Below are 17,683 nucleotides of genomic sequence, written 5' to 3' on the forward strand. Positions count from 1 at the left end.
GTAGGACGTCGTGTCGCTGCGCAAGGTCCTCGTCGCCAACCGCGGTGAGATCGCCGTCCGGGTCATCCGTGCCTGCCGGGACGCCGGCCTGACCAGCGTCGCCGTGTACGCCGACCCGGACCGGGACGCCCCGTTCGTCCGGCTGGCGGACGAGGCGTTCGCCCTGGGCGGCAGCACGCCCGGGGACAGCTACCTGTCCATCGACAAGCTCCTCGACGTGGCCAAGCGCGCGGGCGCGGACTCGGTGCACCCCGGCTACGGCTTCCTGTCCGAGAACGCGGACTTCGCGCAGGCGGTGCTGGACGCTGACCTGATCTGGATCGGGCCGACCCCGCAGGCCATCCGCGACCTCGGCGACAAGGTCACCGCGCGGCACATCGCGATGCGCGCGGGCGCGCCGCTGGTCCCCGGCACCAAGGACCCGGTCTCCGGCCCGGACGAGATCATCGCGTTCGCGCGGGAGCACGGTCTGCCGGTCGCGATCAAGGCGGCGTTCGGCGGCGGCGGTCGCGGCCTCAAGGTGGCGCGCACGCTGGAGGAGATCCCCGAGCTGTTCGACAGCGCGGTGCGCGAGGCCGTCACGGCGTTCGGCCGCGGCGAGTGCTTCGTCGAGCGGTACCTGGACAAGCCGCGGCACGTCGAGGCGCAGGTCCTGGCCGACCAGCACGGCAACGTCGTCGTCGTCGGCACGCGCGACTGCTCGTTGCAGCGCCGCCACCAGAAGCTGGTCGAGGAGGCGCCCGCGCCGTTCCTGACCGACGAGCAGCGGGCCGAGATCCACCGGTCGGCGCGCGCGATCTGCAAGGAGGCCGGCTACCACGGCGCCGGCACGGTCGAGTACCTGGTCGCGGTGGACGGCACGATCTCGTTCCTCGAGGTCAACACCCGCCTCCAGGTCGAGCACCCGGTCAGCGAGGAGACCGCGGGCGTCGACCTGGTGCGCGAGCAGTTCCGCATCGCCGCCGGCGAGGTGCTGCGGTTCACCGAGGACCCCACCCCGCGCGGCCACTCGATCGAGTTCCGCATCAACGGCGAGGACGCGGGCCGCAACTTCCTGCCCGCGCCCGGCACGGTCACCACGTTCACCTCGCCGTCCGGTCCCGGTGTCCGGGTGGACGCGGGCGTGGAGAGCGGCACGGTCATCGGCGGCCAGTTCGACTCCCTGCTCGCCAAGCTGATCGTCACCGGCGAGGACCGGACGCAGGCCTTGGAGCGGGCACGGCGCGCGCTGGACGAGATGGTGGTCGAGGGCATGGCGACCGTGCTGCCGTTCCACCGCGCGATCGTGCGGGACCCGGCGTTCGTCGGCTCCGAGGACGGCTTCACCGTGCACACGCGGTGGATCGAGACCGAGTTCGACAACACCATCGCGCCGTTCGCCGACGGCGCGGAGGCCGAGGAGGACGAGCCGCGGCAGACCCTGGTGGTCGAGGTCGGCGGACGTCGGCTGGAGGTCTCGCTGCCCGGTGACCTGGCGTTCGCCGGCGGTGGTGGCGCCGGTGGCGCGGCCAGGGCGGGTGTGAAGGCCAAGCCGCGCAAGCGGGGCGGCGGCAAGGGCGGCGCGGCGGTCTCCGGCGACGCGGTGGCCGCGCCCATGCAGGGCACGATCGTCAAGGTCGCGGTCGAGGACGGCCAGCAGGTCGAGGCGGGCGAGCTGATCGTCGTGCTGGAGGCCATGAAGATGGAGAACCCGGTCACCGCGCACAAGTCCGGCGTGGTCACGGGGCTGTCCGCCGAGCCGGGCGCGGCGGTCACCCAGGGCACGGTCCTCTGCGAGATCAAGGAATAGGCTCACCTGTGTGAGCGAGCGGGACATCCGGATCGGCGACGCGGAGCGTGAGCACGCGCTCGAACTGCTCGGCACGCACCTCGGCGAGGGGCGGCTGAGCGTGGACGAGTACGGCGACCGCTCCGCCCGCGTCGCCACCGCGAAGACCCGGGGCGACCTGTACGCGTTGTTCGGCGACCTGCCCGCGCCACGGCCGCGGTTCCCGCAGGTCGAGCCGCCGGAGACCCGGTCGCCGGTGTCCGCCCGGCGCACCGCCCCGCTCGAGTTCCGGGTCGGCAGCGCGGCGGTCACGGCGGTCGCGATCGTCAGCGTGGCGTTGTTCTTCCTGGCCAAGACACCGCTGGTGTTCCTGCTGATCCCCGCGGCGATGCTGCTGATCGGCCGGATGGGCAGGCGGTGAGCGCGCCGTCGCTGCTGCTGCTCGACCTGGACGGCGTGCTGCGGCGGTTCCCGCCGGACGGACCGGTCGAGGACGCTTTCGGCCTGCCCCGCGGCACGTTGGCGCGGGTGTCGTTCGCCCTGGCCGGTCCCGCGACCGCCGGCCGTGCCACGGACGAGGAGTGGCGCGCGGCCGTGCGGGAGCAGCTGGTCGTCGAAGGGCTCTCGCCGGCGCGCGCGGCGGGCGCGGTGGCGGCGTGGACCCGGACCGGCGAGGTGATCGGCGAGGCGCTGGACCTGGTGCGGCGGGTCCGCGAGCGGTGCCGGGTGGCGTTGCTCTCCAACGCGACCGACCGGCTGCCGCGCGACCTGGCGGAGCTGGGGCTGGACCGCGAGGTCGACGCGGTCGTGTCGTCCGCGCGGCTGGGGGTGGCCAAGCCCGCGCCCGAGGCGTTCCGGCGCGCGTTGCGGGTGCTGCAGCACTCGCCGTCGGGGACGTTGTTCTGCGATGACAACGCGGTGAACGCGGAGGCGGCGCGGACGATCGGCATCGACGCCGTGCACACGCCGGACTTCCCCGCGTTGCACGAGGCGCTGTCGTCGCGCGGCTTGTTGGACGACGGCGTCGGCACGGGTCCGCCCGGGACCGCGGGTCCGTTGTTGCTGGTCCTGCACGACCGCGACGACGCGGAGGAAGCCGCGCGGGAGCTGGCGGCGGCCGGGTGGTCGCCGTGCGCGGTGCACAAGGACGTGCTGGCCGGAGAGGACGACCTGGAAGACGCCGACTGGGTCGTGGAGTTGACCACCGGTCCCGACGACCGGCCCGCGTCCGCCCACCGCGGCCTGCTCGAAGAGCTGGCCGGGCGGTACGACGGGTTCGTCACGGACTGATCCCCCGGCGCTCGCGGGGTCGCGTCGGCAGGTCGAGCCTGATTTCGCGGCGATCACGCTTTACTATCGTCGCGAAACCAGCCTGCCGACTTCCGGGCGACCTCGCCCGTCCGAGCGGAGCGAGGACGATTCGGCATGGAGGCCGTCGAGATCAACGCGGGGGAGTTCTACCTGCGCCGACTCCGCGTGGACGACCGCATCGACGACCGGCCGGCGTTGGTGGGCGGTGGCCTCTGCCCCGACCTCGACGCGGCCGGCGCGCACATCGCCGAACGCGCGGACCAGTGGCACACCGACGAGTCCTGCTCCTGGGCCGTGTGCGACCAGCTCACCGGCACGGCCGTCGGCGAGATCTCCCTGTCCAGCACCGGTGAGCTGCACTGCTGGATCACGCCCGACCTGCGCGGCAAGGGCATCGCGACGCACGCGACCGGCGCCGTGCTGCGATTCGGCTTCGGGTTCCTCGACCTACCGCTGATCACCGCCAGACCCCCGGACGACGCGGCCCGTCGCGTGGCCGAGAAGTGCGGCTTCACAGCCGAGGGTCCACTTGGCGTGTGGACCCGGCTACGGTAGGTGTCCATGAGGGCTGCTCGGGTGCTCACCGCCACGCTCTGCGCGTTGGCGATGGCCTCCTGCACGCCCGTTCCGGACAAGAAGGCCGATGGCCGGGTCGACGAACCGCTGCCCGTCGCGACGACCACCGTGCCGTCGTTGCCACCGCGGCCGCGGGAGGTGCGGTTGGACGACGTCGACCCGTGCGCCGTGCTCTCACCCGAACAGCGCATCGCGCTGAGCCTGGACAACCCGCCGAGCGCATATGTGGAAGCGAGCTTCGGCAACGCGAAGGCGTGCACCATGCGCAGCAACATCAGCGGGAACGTCGTCCGGCTGGCGCTCGTCACAGTCGAGGGCGTCGGCGTGTGGCTCAGCGAGAACGCGCAGGTGCACGCCGAGCAGACCACGGTGGCCGGTTTCCCCGGCCTGACCGTGCGGACGCCCGGCATGGACAACGTGTGCAACGTCGAGGTGGACGTCGCGGAGGGGCAGTTCCTCGACGTGATGTTCCGCGACGGCGGTAACGAAACGGCGGCCAAGCAGGACACTCTGTGCCAAGGGGCGCAACGGGCGGCAGAAGCGGCGGTAGCCGGTTTGCTGCAACGGCGCTGATCCACGCGGGGGATGTGCGCTCCACCCACTCCCCGCTGTCGGACCGGGTGGCTAGAGTGACCTTGCGCGAGAACGGAATGGCGCGACGGGAACGAGGAAGGCGGGAGGTTGTCCATGCCGTCGGAAGACCACGGCCACGGCGCTGACACGGGCTCACCACCGCCCCTGTCGCACACCTTGAACGTCGAGCCCAGCGCGATCCCGAGCCTGCGCAACGCGTTCGCGGGCGCGTTGTCGAAGCTGGACGAGCAGATCGAGCAGGCGATCACCGAGGTCAGGGTCCGCCCGTGGGCGGGCGACCCGGTGAGCCAGGACGCCGCGGAGCGGTTCAACGAGCGGTCGCTCGAATCGGGCGACTCGGCGCTGATCGCGTTGGAGAACTACCAGCGGCAGCTCAAGTCGGCCATGGACGCGCTCACCCTGGTCGAGCAGCAGTACCAGTCCATCGAAGAAGACAACACCGGGTTGATGGGACAGCAGGGCAGCCGCTGAGCGCCCGGCGCAGGCAAGGGGAGCGTTCATGCCCGATGGACACCGCTGGAGCGGGTACAGCCACGAAGAGCTGTACGAGCAGATCAACTCGGGGCCGGGGCCCAAGGCCTCGCACGCCTCGATGGAGCGGTGGCAGGGCGTCTCCGCCGCGTTGACCGAGATCAACGCCGAGCTGCACAGCGGCGTGCTGAAGTCCGGCGCGTCCTGGGAGGGTTCGGCCGCGGACAAGGCGCGGATGGGCATCAACCCGCTGGCCGCGTGGGCGGACGACGCCCGTGCCGGCGCGGAGGTCATGCGCATCTCGGCCGAGCTGCAGGCGGACTACATCGCCAAGGCGCGCGCCGACATGCCGCCGCCGGTGAAGGTGACCGCGGAGGAGCCGAACCTGCTCGTCAGCGCGTTGACCAACCTGGTCGGCGGGCAGACGGACTTCGAGCAGCAGGAGAAGGCGCGCAACGCCGCCGAGCAGCGGGCGCGCGAGGTGATGACGACCTACGCCTCCAGCACCGTGTCGAACACCAGCACGTTGGGGCAGTTCCACCAGCCGCCGCAGTTGGTGATCAACGCGCCCGAGGTGGTGCGCAACGACTCGGCGGGCGTGTCCGGTCCCGGTTGGGGTTACGGCGGTCCGCGCGGTGGGCGTGGCGGCGGTCGGGGCGGGTGGCGCGGCGGTCGCGGCGGGTGGCGCGGCGGCTACTCGCCTCAGCGTCCGGCGCCGCAGCCCTCGTTCGGCGGTTCGACGGGCACGGCGTCCGTCGGGACGTCCGGTTCCACCAGGACTTCGTCGGCGGCGTTACCGGCGTCCGGGTCGGGTTCGGGGGTGTTCGGGCCCGGTGGTGTGGTCGGCGGTGGCGGTGCGGGTGGTCAGCAGGACAAGGACCGGCGCAAGGCCTCGTCGTCTTCGTCTTCTTCGTCGTCGTCCTCCGACACGACGAACGGTCAGCACGCCGCCGGCGCCAACCAGCAGTTGCTCCCGGGTGCGCCCGGTGGGCCGTTGCTGCCCAGCGGCACGACGTCGGTGAGCTCGGTGGAGATCGGGGCGTTCGCGGCGAGCACGCAGCACGCGGCGACGGCGGGGCCGGGCGGGTCGACGGGCTCGATGCTCGGCGCCGGCGGCCAGGTCGGCGGCCAGGACACCGTGCACAAGCGCAGCGTCCCGGCGCCGGCGCAGCCCGCGTTCGACCCGTTCGGCGGCCTGGGTGCGGCTCGTGGCGCGGAAGAGGAAGAAGATGCCACGCACGACGCAGCCGACTACCTTCGGCAGACGGACGACATCTACGGCATTGGCGGGATCATCTCGCCTCCGGTGATCGGGGAGAGCACCACCCACTGATGACGACGTTCGGCTTGGACTTGGGCAGCAACGACCTGCGCGAACCGGTGACGATCTCGGCGCTGGAGTTCGACGTGCTCTGGGAGCACCTGCGGCTGGAGACCATGCCGCTGGTGCTCAAGGTGCCGTCACCGGGCAAGACGCACGCGGAGCGGGCCGAGCTGGAGCGGCAGGCGTGGGGCGGGCTCGACCGTCGCGGGTTGGGCCGGCCGGTGTCGCTGGACCCGATGCTGGAGGACCTGCTGCACCTGCTGAACCGGCCGCAGCAGGAGGTGGACGGGCGGTTGTGGCTCGGCCACAGCGTCCGCGTGCTGGCGGCGGCCAAGGGCCAGTCCGGCGTGCTGGCGGTCCTGTCCCACGACCAGCTGACCCTGCGCCCGGCGTCCGCCGAGGGCCTCCCGCGCGAGGCCCTCTCCGTGCTCCCGCCGCTGGCCGCGGGCCCGGGCCACTCCGTCACCCTGCCGAGCGCGGACCTGGACGCCGCCGCGGCCCAGGCCAACACCGCGGACGACCTTCAGCAGGCCCTCTTGGCGCGCGGCATCCGGCAGGAGGACGCCCGCACCCTCGCCGACATGTTCCGCGACGCGGGCAACCGCGGCCAGTTCGGCGCCGCGAGCCGTGACAAGTGGGGCAAGCGCGTCCGCCAGGAGCACGTCGTGTCGTTCTTCGACAACCCCCACGGCCGCTACATCCAACTCCGCCGGGCGACCCCGGGCCAACAACCGTGGAGCACCGTCTCCCCCGTCGACGCCCGCCGCCTGATCCAACACCTGGAATCCCTGACCAGCGCCTGAGCGGCGGGTCGAACCCCAGGACGGGCGAGTTCAACGCTCCCGGACCGCCACGGGGCACACCCGCGCACCCGCCTGAGCTCGGCGGTCCCGGACACGGGCTCGCGCGTTCCGAACGTGGCACGCCCGGGGCCCGCGCGCTCGACGCTCGGGCCCTGGGCGTTCGACACGCCGGGCCCGAGTGTTCGACGCGCGTGGGGTCAGGGGCCGATGCCTTGGCAGGGGCGCGTGCGGAGGTCGGAGACGTAGTCGTCCGGGGCGCCCGCGGCTTCGGCGGCGTCGGCGACGACGCCGATGTAGCGGGCCGAGGGCAGACCGCCTTCGTAGGCGTCCAGGACGTAGAGCCAGGCGGTCACCGAACCTTCCAGGGTCTGGACGCGCAGGCGGATCTTCTTGTAGAGCCCGAGGGCGCCTTCCCAGCGGTCGAGGCGGGACTCGTCACGCGGGCTCACGTCGTAGAGCACGCAGAACACCTGGGAGTCGGGGTCCTCGACGATGGTGGCGAGCGCGCCCTCCCAGCCCAGGTCCTCGCCACCGAACGTCAGACGCCATCCGGCGAGCCACCCGGTCCCCGCCATCGGGGAGTAGGGGGCTCGCTCCATCATCTGGTTCGGGTCCATGTTGGACCCGTACGCGGCATAGAGCGGCACGACGACAGCCTAGCGACCTCGCGATCACCGCGAGGTACCAGAAGACCGGACGACACACCCCGACACCCGACCGCGTACGGTTACCAGCGGCTGCAACCGGCGCAAACAGCGCCGAAGACCACGAGGAGGACGTGTCGTGACCCGCATCGTCATCATGGGCGGTGGCCCCGCAGGTTACGAGGCGGCACTGGTCGCGGCCCAGCACGGGGCCGACGTGACCATCGTGGAACGCGAGGGCCTCGGTGGCGCCTGCGTGCTCTACGACTGCGTGCCGTCGAAGACGTTCATCGCCTCCGCGGGCGGCCGCAGCGCCTTCCGCAACGCCGGTGAGCTGGGCATTCGCACCAACAACGCGGAAGCGGCGGTCGAACTGCCGGTCGTGCACGGACGGGTGAAGGGCCTGGCGCTCGCCCAGTCCGCCGACGTCCGGGCCCGCCTCCAGCGCGAGGGCGTGCGGATCGTCAACGGCATCGGCAAGTTCTGCGACAACGCCCGCGGGCTCGCCCAGCACGAGGTCGTGACCATCGCCGAGGACGGCACGAAGGAAGTCCTCCCGGCCGACGTGGTGCTCATCGCGACGGGTGCGACCCCGCGCGTGTTGCCCGGCGCCGAGCCCGACGGCAAGCGGATCCTGACCTGGCGGCAGATCTACGACCTCCCCGAGTTGCCGGAGCACCTGGCCGTCATCGGGTCGGGTGTCACCGGTGTGGAGTTCGCCTCCGCGTACACGGAACTCGGCGTGAAGGTGACCATGGTCTCCAGCCGCGATCGGGTGCTCCCCCACGAGGACGCCGACGCGGCCGTGGTGCTGGAGGACGTGTTCGCCGAACGCGGCACGGCGGTGGTCAAGCACGCCCGCGCGGACCGGGTCGAGAACGTCGGCGACGGCGTCCTGATTCACCTGGAAGACGGTCGCACGATCGAGGCGAGCCACGCCCTGATGACGGTCGGCTCCGTCCCGAACACCGCCGACCTCGGCCTGGACAAGATCGGCATCGAGCTCGGCCGCGGCGGGTACATCCCGGTCGACCGGGTGTCGCGGACGAACATCGCCGGCGTCTACGCGGCGGGCGACTGCACTGGCCTGCTGCTGCTCGCGTCCGTCGCCGCCATGCAGGGCCGCATCGCCATGTGGCACGCGCTGGGCCAGGGCGTGAGCCCGATCAGGCTCAAGACGGTCGCGGCGAACGTGTTCACCAACCCCGAGATCGCCTCCGTCGGCATCAGCCAGCAGGCGATCGACTCCGGCGAGGTGCCCGCCCGCACGATCATGCTGCCGCTGGCCACCAACCCGCGGGCCAAGATGGAAGGCCTGCGGCGCGGTTTCGTGAAGCTGTTCTGCCGCCCGGCGACGGGTGTGGTCATCGGCGGCGTCGTGGTCGCGCCGAACGCCAGCGAGCTGATCCTGCCGATCACGCTCGCCGTGCAGAACCAGCTCACGGTGGACGACCTGGCGACCACGTTCTCGGTCTACCCGTCGCTGACCGGCTCGATCACCGAGGCCGGCCGCCAGCTCATGCGCCACGACGACCTCGACTGACACGCACCGGGAGAACGGGGCGCCGCCCGGTGGCGACGCCCCGTCGGGGTCACTCCACCCAGTCGAAGGTCCTGGTCACGGCCTTCTTCCACTGCGCGTAGGTCTTGGCCCGGGTGTCGTCGTCCATCGCCGGGTCCCACTGCTTGTCCTGCGCCCAGTTCTGCCGGATGTCGTCCTCGGACTCCCAGAACCCGACCGCCAGGCCCGCCGCGTAGGCGGCGCCGAGCGCGGTCGTCTCGTTGACCACCGGCCTGATCACCGGCACGCCCAGGATGTCCGCCTGGAACTGCATCAGCAGCTCGTTCACGACCATGCCGCCGTCGACCTTCAACGACTTCAGCGGCACGCCCGAGTCGGCGTTCATCGCGTCGATCACCTCACGGGTCTGGAACGCCGTCGCCTCCAGCACCGCGCGGGCCAGGTGGCCCTTGTTCACGAACCGGGTCAGGCCGACGATCGCGCCGCGCGCGTCCGAGCGCCAGTACGGCGCGAACAGGCCGGAGAACGCGGGCACGAAGTACGCGCCGCCGTTGTCCTCCACCGTCCGGGCGTGCTCCTCGATCTCGGCGGCCGTCGTGATCATCCCGAGGTTGTCGCGCAGCCACTGCACCAACGAGCCCGTCACCGCGATCGAACCCTCCAGCGCGTACACCGGCGCCTGGGAACCGATCTTGTAGCAGACCGTGGTGAGCAGGCCGTTCTCGCTCATCACCTTGTCCGTGCCGGTGTTGAGCAGCACGAAGTTGCCGGTGCCGTAGGTGTTCTTGGCCTCGCCGGGCGACAGGCACGCCTGCCCGAACGTGGCCGCCTGCTGGTCGCCGAGGATGCCCGCGATCGGCACGCCGGCCAGCGCGCCGCGTTCCCGGACCTTGCCGTACTCCTCCGACGAGGACCGGATCTCCGGCAGCATCGACAGCGGCACGCCCATGTCGGCCGCGATGCCCTCGTCCCAGCTCAGCGTGTCGAGGTCCATCAGCAGCGTGCGGGAGGCGTTGGTGGGGTCGGTGACGTGCACGCCGCCGTCCACACCGCCGGTCATGTTCCACAGCACCCAGGTGTCCATGTTGCCGAACAGCAGGTCACCGGCCTCGGCGCGCTCCCGGGCACCCTCCACGTTGTCCAGGATCCAGCGGATCTTGGGACCGGAGAAGTACGTCGCCAGCGGCAGGCCGGTCTTGTCCCGGTACCGCTCCTGCCCGCCGCCCAGAGCCGCCAGGTCCTGGCAGATCTTGTCGGTCCGGGTGTCCTGCCAGACGATCGCGTTGTACACCGGCTGCCCGGTGGTCCTGTCCCAGACGAGCGCGGTCTCGCGCTGGTTGGTGATGCCGACGGCGGCGATGTCGGCGGTGGTCAGGTCGGCCTTGGCCAACGCGCCCGCGGCCACCTGCCTGGTGTTGGTCCAGATCTCGTTCGCGTCGTGCTCGACCCACCCGGCCCGGGGGAAGATCTGCTCGTGCTCCTTCTGGTCGACGGAGACCACGCGACCCGAGTGGTCGAAGATCATGCACCGGGTGGACGTCGTGCCCTGGTCGATCGCGGCCACGTGCTTCGTCATGCGCTGGAGTCCTTTCAGACCGGGAGAACCAGGTACAGGAGACCGGCGAGCAGGCCGCCGAGCAGCGGACCGACCACCGGCACCCAGGCGTAGCCCCACTCGGCGCTGCCCTTGTCGCGGATGGGCAGGACCGCGTAGGCGATGCGCGGGCCGAGGTCGCGCGCCGGGTTGATGGCGTAGCCGGTCGGCCCACCGAGCGAGGCGCCGATGCCGATGACGACGAACGCGACGCCGGCGTAGCCGAGGGCGGCGTTGCCCAGCTGCGGCACGCCGTCCGCCGCACCCTTCGCGGCCGGGCTCAGCAGGACCCACGCGACCAGCACGAACGTGCCGATCACCTCGGTCACGACGTTCCAGCCGGCCTTGGGGATGGTCGGGCCGGTGCAGAAGATGCCACGGGTGCCCGCCGGGTCGTCGTGCGCGTCGAACTGCGCCTTGTAGGCCAGCCACGCGAGCACGGCGCCGATGAACGCGCCGACCAGCTGACCGGCGAAGTAGATGGGCACGTCGTCCCACGGTGTCTTGTCCGCGACGGCCAGGCCGAGGGTCACCGCGGGGTTGAGGTGCGCGCCGCTCGGCGCGGCGATGCTGGCGCCCGCGAAGACCGCGAAACCCCAGCCGATGTTGATCAGGAGCCATCCGCCGGTGTTGCCCAGCGTGTCCTTCAGGACCACGTTGGCGACGACACCCGCACCCAACAGGATCAGGATCGCGGTGCCCAGCATCTCCCACACGAAGATCGAGCCACTGCTCACTCGCCGACCTCCTCGCCTTGACAGGAGGCAGCACGGTCCGGGTCCGGCGGCGCTGCCCACCCCACAATGGGGCATGACGCTAGTTCCGACCTGATCAGTTGTCCACGGGTGGCGTACCGACGGGTAACGTGGTCGAGTCAGTCCTGGTCCGCCCGGTCGGTTCGAGCATCAGGGAGGCGTCAGTGGTCACGCGCGAGCAGTACCCCGCCACCGCGGGCCGGCTGGGGCCGCTCGAACGCTCCCAGTCCTGGGACCGGCTCGGCGCGGAGACGTTCGACCTGGTGATCATCGGTGGCGGCGTGGTCGGCGTCGGCTCCGCGCTGGACGCCGCGACGCGCGGCCTGCGGGTGGCGCTGGTCGAGGCGCGCGACCTGGCCTCGGGCACGTCGAGCCGGTCGTCGAAGCTGTTCCACGGCGGGCTGCGGTACCTGGAGCAGCTGGAGTTCGGGCTGGTGCGCGAGGCGCTGCGGGAACGCGAACTCATGCTGACCCGCCTGGCACCGCACCTGGTCAAGCCGGTGCCGTTCCTGTACCCGCTGACGCACCGCGGGTGGGAGCGGCCGTACACCGCGGCCGGGCTGCTCATGTACGACACGATGGGCGGCGCGCGGTCCGTGCCCGGGCAGAAGCACCTGACCAGGGCCGGTGCGCTGCGGCTCGTGCCCGCGTTGCGGCCCTCCGCGCTGATCGGCGGGATCCGGTACTACGACGCGCAGGCGGACGACGCGCGGCACACCATGATGGTCGGCCGCACGGCGGCGCACTACGGGGCGGTCGTGCGGACGTCCACGCAGGTCGTGGGCTTCCTGCGGGAGGCGGACCGGGTGTCCGGCGTGCGGGTGCGCGACGTGGAGGACGGGCGGGAGACGTCCGTGCGGGCGCACGCGGTGATCAACGCGACCGGGGTGTGGACCGACGAGCTGCAGCGGCTGTCCGGCAGTCGCGGCCGGTTCCGGGTGCGCGCGTCGAAGGGCGTGCACATCGTCGTGCCGCGGGACCGGATCGTGTCCGAGTCGGGGTTGATCCTGCGCACGGAGAAGTCGGTGCTGTTCGTGATCCCGTGGCGGAATCACTGGATCGTGGGAACGACCGACACCGATTGGAACCTGGACCTGGCGCACCCGGCGGCGACCCGGTCGGACATCGACTACATCCTGGAGCACGTCAACTCGGTGCTGGCGACGCCGTTGACGCACGACGACATCGAGGGCGTGTACGCCGGGCTGCGGCCGTTGCTGGCGGGTGAGAGCGAGTCGACGTCGAAGCTGTCGCGCGAGCACGCGGTGGCCCGGGTGGCGCCCGGGTTGGTCGCGATCGCCGGCGGGAAGTACACGACGTACCGGGTGATGGGCGCCGACGCGGTGGACGCGGCCTCGGTCGACCTGCCGGGGCGGATCCAGCCGTCGATCACGGACAAGGTGCCGCTGATCGGGGCGGACGGTTACCACGCGCTGGTGAACCAGGCGGACCAGTTGGCGACCCGGTACGGCCTGCACCCGTACCGGGTGAGGCACCTGCTGGACCGCTACGGGTCGTTGGTGCACGAGGTGCTGGGGTCGGCGGACGCGGAGCTGCTCAAGCCCGTGCCCGGCGCGCCGGACTACCTCCAGGTGGAGGTGGTCTACGCCGCGTCGCACGAGGGTGCGCTGCACCTGGAGGACGTGCTGACCCGGCGGACCAGGATCTCGATCGAGTACCCGCACCGGGGCGTGGAGTGCGCGTTGCCGGTGGCGCGCCTGATGGCCGGCGTGCACGGCTGGGACGACGCCATGGTGGCGCACGAGGTGTCGGTCTACACGGCCCGGGTCGACGCCGAGCGCGCGTCGCAGGCGGAACCCGACGACCAGGCCGCCGACGCCGTCCGCTCGGCCGCCCCCGAGGCCCGGCCGGAGATCGTGGAACCGGTGAGCTGACGGTGGTCGGGGTCCCGGTCGGGCGCGGAGCAGCCGCCCGCGCCGGGACCCCGCCACCGGCGGGGACCCCCGCAGAACGCGCAGGGGTCCGGCGCCACCGGCGACCGCCTCCCTCGGTGCCGGGCGATTATCCGTAGTAGTCCGACTCGACGGCCGCGATCACGCGCTTGTCCTTGTACTCGGTGACGTTCAGCAGCACGCCGGTGCCGTTGCCGCGGTTCCAGTACGAGATGCTCTCCGCACCGGTGGTCCACGGCTTCGACGTGACCGCGTTGGGCCTCTTGTCCTTGACGTTCCAGGTGCGGAGCTGCCCCGGGTCCTTCTTCCCGGCACTGCTGGAGAACCACACCGTGTCGCCGCGACTCACCGCCCCCTGCATGGAGAAGAAGTGGGTCCGGTACGCGTCGTGGGTGCGCAACCCCGTTCCGGACAGCTGACCAGAGGCCGGGAACTCGAACCGGAACAAGCGGCACTCGTCCGGCGGGCACGCGCCGGGCGAATTCGGCTTCGACCACTGGGACACCACCAGCAGGTTCGGCTGAACGGAGCGGTCGAGGCCCAGCGAGGAGAACTGGCCAACCGCCTTGCCGGTGATCCGACCCGTCTGGATCATCACCAAGGACGCCGTGGCGAGCGGGTCCTTCTTGTCGGTCTTGTAGACCTTCTCCCAGTCGAACACCCGGATCTCCCTGGTGCACGCCACCAGCAGGTACCGCCCGTACCACACGGAGCCGCCCGCGTGGCAGGTCACGCGCGCCCAGTCGGAGCCCTTCGGCTCCACCAGTGAGATGTGCTTGTACCCCTCGTTCGCGAAGTTGGGCAGGAACGTCACCCGGGCGTGGTCGGTCCCTTTCCGATAAGAGGTCACGGCGAGGGCCTGGCGACCGTCGTAGTGGTTCGTCGGGTCGGCGTCCGAGGTGCTGGTGACGCCCTGGGGCATCCACGCGTTGTTGGAGTCGGACGACTTCTGCCCCTTGTCGGGGTGGTCCCAACACCGCAATGTCACGACCGATCGGAGTTTCTCGGCCGCCTTCTTCTCGCTGTCGTCGCAAGGCTCGGTGGCGCGCCCGCGGCCCGCGACCAGGTCCTTCACCGGGACCCGTCCGCCGGCGAGCCGCTTCTCCACCTTGGCGACCCGCCCGCTCATGCTCGTCAGGTCCACCTTGAGGTCGAACTGCGCGGTGCCGAGAATCGGCGTCGGCGTCGGCGATGCCGCCTGGGCCGCGGCCACACCCGGCGTCAATCCCGGGCCGAGCGCCCCGACCAGCCCGAAGATGAGCGTGAGCGCCACTGCTCTTCGCATGTGATCCCCCTGGATCGTCGCACGGGTCCGGCGGTGGTCGAGCACCGCGGGACCTCATCGTGGTCGGACGACCTGGGGAGAATCTGGGGCGGAAGTGCGGCCCTCACGCGCTCGCCGACCACGCGACTTCGACCGCCGCGTGGTCGGCGAGCGCCGGGACCGGGTCAGGCCAGGGCGGCCAGGGCCGCGTGCACCATCACGCGCACGCCGACCAGCAGGGCGCGTTCGTCCAGGTCGAAGCCCGGCTGGTGGAGGTCCTTCTGCTTGCCGACGCCGTCCCAGACGCCCAGGCGCGCGAACGAGCCCGGCACGTGCTCCAGGTACCAGCCGAAGTCCTCGCCGCCCGACGACTGCTCCGTGCCGGCCAGCGCGTCCTCGCCCAACGCCGCCTCGACGCCCGCGCGCAGCAGCACCGTGCTCTCCCGGTCGTTCACGACCGGGGGGACGCCGCGCCGGTGGTGCAGGTCGAAGCCGACACCGGTCGGGGCCAGCAGCGCGCCCACCAGCTCCTTGATCAACGGCTCCAGCTCGGCCCAGATGTCGCGGTCGCCGGTGCGCAGCGTGCCGCGCAGCACGCCGTCCTGCGGCACGGCGTTCGGGGCCTCCCCCGCGTGCACCGCGCCCCACACGAGGACGGTGCCCGAACGGGGGTCCACGCGGCGGGACAGCAGGCCCGGCAGGCCCGTGATCACGGTGCCCAGCGCGTGCACCAGGTCCGCGGTCAGGTGCGGCCGGGACGTGTGGCCGCCGGGGGAGGTCAGGCGCAGCTCCAGCATGTCGCTGGCCGACGTGATCGCGCCGATCCGGGTGCCGATGCGGCCGACCTCCAGCCGCGGGTCGCAGTGCAGGCCGAAGATGCGCTCCACGCCGTCGAGACCGCCCGCCGCCAGCACGTCCAGCGCACCGCCCGGCATGACCTCCTCGGCGGGCTGGAACACCAGGCGGACCCGTCCGGGCAGCTCGGTGGCCGACGCCAGCGCCAGCGCCGCGCCCAGCAGCACGGTGGTGTGCGCGTCGTGCCCGCACGCGTGCGCCACGCCGTCCACAGTGGACGAGTACGGGGCGCCGGTGTTCTCCGGCAGCGGCAGGGCGTCGATGTCCGCGCGCAGCGCCACGCAGCGCGTCCCGGAGCCGACGTCGCAGACCAGGCCGGTGCCGCCGGGCAGGATGCGCGGCTTGAGGCCGGCCGAGCGCAGCACGTCGGCGATCAGCTCGGTGGTGGCGAACTCGTGCCGGGACAGCTCCGGGTGCGCGTGGAGGTGCCGGCGCCAGGCGACGACCTCGGAGGCGTTCGCCGCCAGCCAGTCGTCGAGCCACGAGGGTCCGCGCCCCTCACCGGGATCATCCACAGGGGCAATGCTGACCCCGCGATCGGTCAACAGCACCTCGGCACCCTCCTCCGGCCGACGCGAGTCCACGACCGTCATGCCACACCCGCCAGCAGTCGAGAGCGCTGCGCACCGTCGGTGGCAGCGGAAATTGTGGTCCAGGCGAGTGCGAGCGCCCCGTCGAGCACAGCTCGGTCGGCCGAGGCCGACGCACAGGCGGTCGCGAACTCGATTTGGTGGTTCACCGCGTCTCCGCAGTCGATGGCGATGGTCGGGTGGATGGCCGGCAGCGCACGGGTGATGTTGCCCATGTCGGTGCTGCCGATCTTCTCCTTGAGCTCCTCCTCGGGGCTCAACGGATGCCTGCCCAGCTCGATCGCGGCGTGCCGGTAGGCGTCCGCGAGCCAGGGGTCTGGGGTCAGCTCGGCGTACACCGGCGAGACCTTCACGACCTCGTGGGTGCAGCCGGTGGCGACCGCGCCCGCCTCGAAGCAGCGGTTCATCCGCTCCTCCAGCCGGCGCAGCGATTCGAGGTCGTCGGCGCGCAGGTCGAACATCGCCGACGTGCGCGCGGGCACGATGTTGGGCACGGCGCCGCCGCGCGTGACGATGCCGCTGACCATCTGTCCCGGCTCCAGGTGCTGGCGGGCGAGCCCGATGGCGACCTGGGCGACCGTGATCGCGTCGGCCGCGTTCACGCCCAGGTGGGGCGCGGCGGCGGCGTGGGACGGCTTGCCGGTGTAGTGGACCTCGACGTCGGTGATGGCGAGCGATCGCGCGGCCACGGCCTCGTACGGGGCCGGGTGCACCATCATCGAGAACGCCACGTCGTCGAATACCCCGCGTTCGAGCATCAGCACCTTGCCGCCGCCGACCTCCTCCGCCGGGGTGCCGATCACCCGGACGGTGAGGCCGAGCTCGTCGGCCAGGTCACGCAGGGCGAGGGCCGCTCCGGCCGAGGCGGCGGCGATGACGTTGTGCCCGCACGCGTGGCCGACCTCGGGCAGCGCGTCGTACTCCGCGCACAGCCCCAGCACCAGCTCGCCGGAGCCGAACGACGCGGTGAACGCCGTCTCCAGGTCCGCGACACCGCGCTCGACCTCGAAGCCCTCGGCGGCCAGCAGGTCGGCGACCTTGGCCGCGCTGCGGTGCTCGGCGAACGCCTGCTCGGGCTCCGCGTGGATGCTGCGGGAGAGGTCCACCAGCGCAGTCGAGTACCGCTCGACGGCCGAGCGTGTGCTCATCTTGAAGTCGGTACTCATTTGCGTCCATCCTGCATCACGGTCCGGCGAGCGCGTCGCACCCCTGGTTGATCAACCGGCAACCGGTCGCGGGGCTGCGCCGAGCGGTGCGCGATGTTCGGTCAGACCGATCACGTGCGCGCGACAGTGCGCGTTCGCGCAGGCCATGCTAGATGGCGACCACATGCCGCCACCGGGTTCCCACCAGGTGGAATCACCCGGACTTGCGCCCGGCCTTCCACTTCGACCAGCGCTTCTTGTTGCGCCAGTAGACGAGGGCGAACAGCAGCAGCGCGATACCGCCGATCCACAGCTTGCGGCGGGTCTCGCCGCTGGACGCGGGCTGCTGCTCCTCCTGGGGCGCGTTGATCTCCGGACCGGGCGGCACGGTGCCGTCGGGCTGGATGGTGCCGCCGGGCGCCAGGGTCTCCGTGGGCTGGACCGCGAGGTGCGGCGCGGGCGTCACGGCGGCCCCTGTGCCCGACGCGGTGAACACACCGGCCAGCACGAACAGGCACACCGCGAGCACAGATCGCCACATGGTCGCCAAGCCT

Annotated in this window: 17 protein-coding genes; 10 read left to right on the top strand and 7 right to left on the bottom strand. The window is 71.8% G+C overall.

The features are described from left to right. Positions 1-10: 10 nt before the first annotated feature. The 8 genes from ACZ7GX_RS26715 (at position 11) to ACZ7GX_RS26750 (ending at position 6,847) form a co-directional block, all read left to right on the top strand. Positions 11-1,789, top strand: coding sequence for an acetyl/propionyl/methylcrotonyl-CoA carboxylase subunit alpha (locus ACZ7GX_RS26715; RefSeq protein WP_498780493.1), 1,779 nt, complete (start codon positions 11-13; stop codon positions 1,787-1,789). A 10-nt stretch (positions 1,790-1,799) separates the two neighbouring features. Continuing rightward, positions 1,800-2,189 carry a DUF1707 SHOCT-like domain-containing protein gene (locus tag ACZ7GX_RS26720; RefSeq protein WP_498780495.1) on the top strand — a complete coding sequence of 130 codons (390 nt, stop codon included), beginning with the start codon at positions 1,800-1,802 and terminating at the stop codon, positions 2,187-2,189. After that, positions 2,186-3,058 carry an HAD family hydrolase gene (locus ACZ7GX_RS26725; RefSeq protein WP_498780497.1) on the top strand — a complete coding sequence of 291 codons (873 nt, stop codon included), beginning with the start codon at positions 2,186-2,188 and terminating at the stop codon, positions 3,056-3,058. Before ACZ7GX_RS26720 ends, ACZ7GX_RS26725 begins: the two co-directional genes overlap by 4 nt. Positions 3,059-3,193: 135 nt before the next feature. Next, entirely contained in the window at positions 3,194-3,634 is a 441-nt protein-coding gene (locus ACZ7GX_RS26730) for a GNAT family N-acetyltransferase (RefSeq protein ID WP_498780498.1), read from the top strand. Positions 3,635-3,640: 6 nt separating this feature from the next. Continuing rightward, positions 3,641-4,228, top strand: coding sequence for a DUF3558 domain-containing protein (locus tag ACZ7GX_RS26735; protein WP_498780500.1), 588 nt, complete (start codon positions 3,641-3,643; stop codon positions 4,226-4,228). Between the two features lie 114 nt (positions 4,229-4,342). Further along, positions 4,343-4,720, top strand: a complete 378-nt coding sequence (locus tag ACZ7GX_RS26740) for a transcriptional regulator (RefSeq protein WP_230570428.1) — start codon at positions 4,343-4,345, stop codon at positions 4,718-4,720. 28 nt (positions 4,721-4,748) lie between these two features. Continuing rightward, the gene (locus ACZ7GX_RS26745; protein ID WP_498780501.1) at positions 4,749-6,053 is read left to right on the top strand and encodes a PPE domain-containing protein; all 1,305 of its coding nucleotides are present in this window, start codon (positions 4,749-4,751) and stop codon (positions 6,051-6,053) included. Continuing rightward, on the top strand, positions 6,053-6,847 hold the full coding sequence (locus ACZ7GX_RS26750) for an ESX secretion-associated protein EspG (protein ID WP_498780503.1): 795 nt from the start codon (positions 6,053-6,055) through the stop codon (positions 6,845-6,847). The genes ACZ7GX_RS26745 and ACZ7GX_RS26750 overlap by 1 nt, the downstream gene beginning before the upstream one ends. A 197-nt stretch (positions 6,848-7,044) precedes the next feature. On the opposite strand, the gene ACZ7GX_RS26755 is transcribed toward ACZ7GX_RS26750, so the two are convergent. Then, positions 7,045-7,494: a gamma-glutamylcyclotransferase family protein gene (locus ACZ7GX_RS26755; protein ID WP_123745455.1), complete on the bottom strand. Its 450-nt coding sequence runs from the start codon at positions 7,492-7,494 to the stop codon at positions 7,045-7,047. Between the two features lie 136 nt (positions 7,495-7,630). Between ACZ7GX_RS26755 and ACZ7GX_RS26760 the strand changes: the two genes are divergently transcribed. Further along, a complete protein-coding gene (locus tag ACZ7GX_RS26760) occupies positions 7,631-9,034 on the top strand; it encodes an NAD(P)H-quinone dehydrogenase (protein ID WP_498780504.1) in 1,404 nt (467 codons plus the stop codon). A gap of 49 nt (positions 9,035-9,083) precedes the next feature. Here ACZ7GX_RS26760 and glpK read toward each other — a convergent pair whose 3' ends face one another. Both glpK and ACZ7GX_RS26770 read right to left on the bottom strand, forming a co-directional pair. After that, complete coding sequence (gene glpK / locus ACZ7GX_RS26765) at positions 9,084-10,589, bottom strand: glycerol kinase GlpK (protein WP_498780505.1); 1,506 nt, start codon at positions 10,587-10,589, stop codon at positions 9,084-9,086. A gap of 14 nt (positions 10,590-10,603) precedes the next feature. Next, complete coding sequence (locus ACZ7GX_RS26770; protein WP_498780506.1) at positions 10,604-11,344, bottom strand: MIP/aquaporin family protein; 741 nt, start codon at positions 11,342-11,344, stop codon at positions 10,604-10,606. Between the two features lie 182 nt (positions 11,345-11,526). Here ACZ7GX_RS26770 and ACZ7GX_RS26775 point away from each other — a divergent pair, with 182 nt between their 5' ends. Then, positions 11,527-13,257 (top strand): glycerol-3-phosphate dehydrogenase/oxidase, encoded by a 1,731-nt coding sequence (locus ACZ7GX_RS26775; protein ID WP_498780581.1) that lies wholly within the window; start codon positions 11,527-11,529, stop codon positions 13,255-13,257. A 127-nt stretch (positions 13,258-13,384) separates the two neighbouring features. Here ACZ7GX_RS26775 and ACZ7GX_RS26780 read toward each other — a convergent pair whose 3' ends face one another. The 4 genes from ACZ7GX_RS26780 to ACZ7GX_RS26795 form a co-directional block, all read right to left on the bottom strand. Further along, positions 13,385-14,560, bottom strand: coding sequence for a hypothetical protein (locus tag ACZ7GX_RS26780; RefSeq protein ID WP_498780507.1), 1,176 nt, complete (start codon positions 14,558-14,560; stop codon positions 13,385-13,387). A gap of 164 nt (positions 14,561-14,724) precedes the next feature. Continuing rightward, on the bottom strand, positions 14,725-15,987 hold the full coding sequence (locus ACZ7GX_RS26785; RefSeq protein ID WP_498780509.1) for an amidohydrolase: 1,263 nt from the start codon (positions 15,985-15,987) through the stop codon (positions 14,725-14,727). Further along, complete coding sequence (locus tag ACZ7GX_RS26790; RefSeq protein ID WP_498780511.1) at positions 15,984-17,150, bottom strand: M20 family metallopeptidase; 1,167 nt, start codon at positions 17,148-17,150, stop codon at positions 15,984-15,986. Before ACZ7GX_RS26790 ends, ACZ7GX_RS26785 begins: the two co-directional genes overlap by 4 nt. A 193-nt stretch (positions 17,151-17,343) precedes the next feature. Then, positions 17,344-17,670 (bottom strand): hypothetical protein, encoded by a 327-nt coding sequence (locus ACZ7GX_RS26795; protein WP_498780513.1) that lies wholly within the window; start codon positions 17,668-17,670, stop codon positions 17,344-17,346. Positions 17,671-17,683 lie beyond the last annotated feature (13 nt).

This window comes from Actinosynnema sp. NPDC037264, assembly GCF_055603705.1.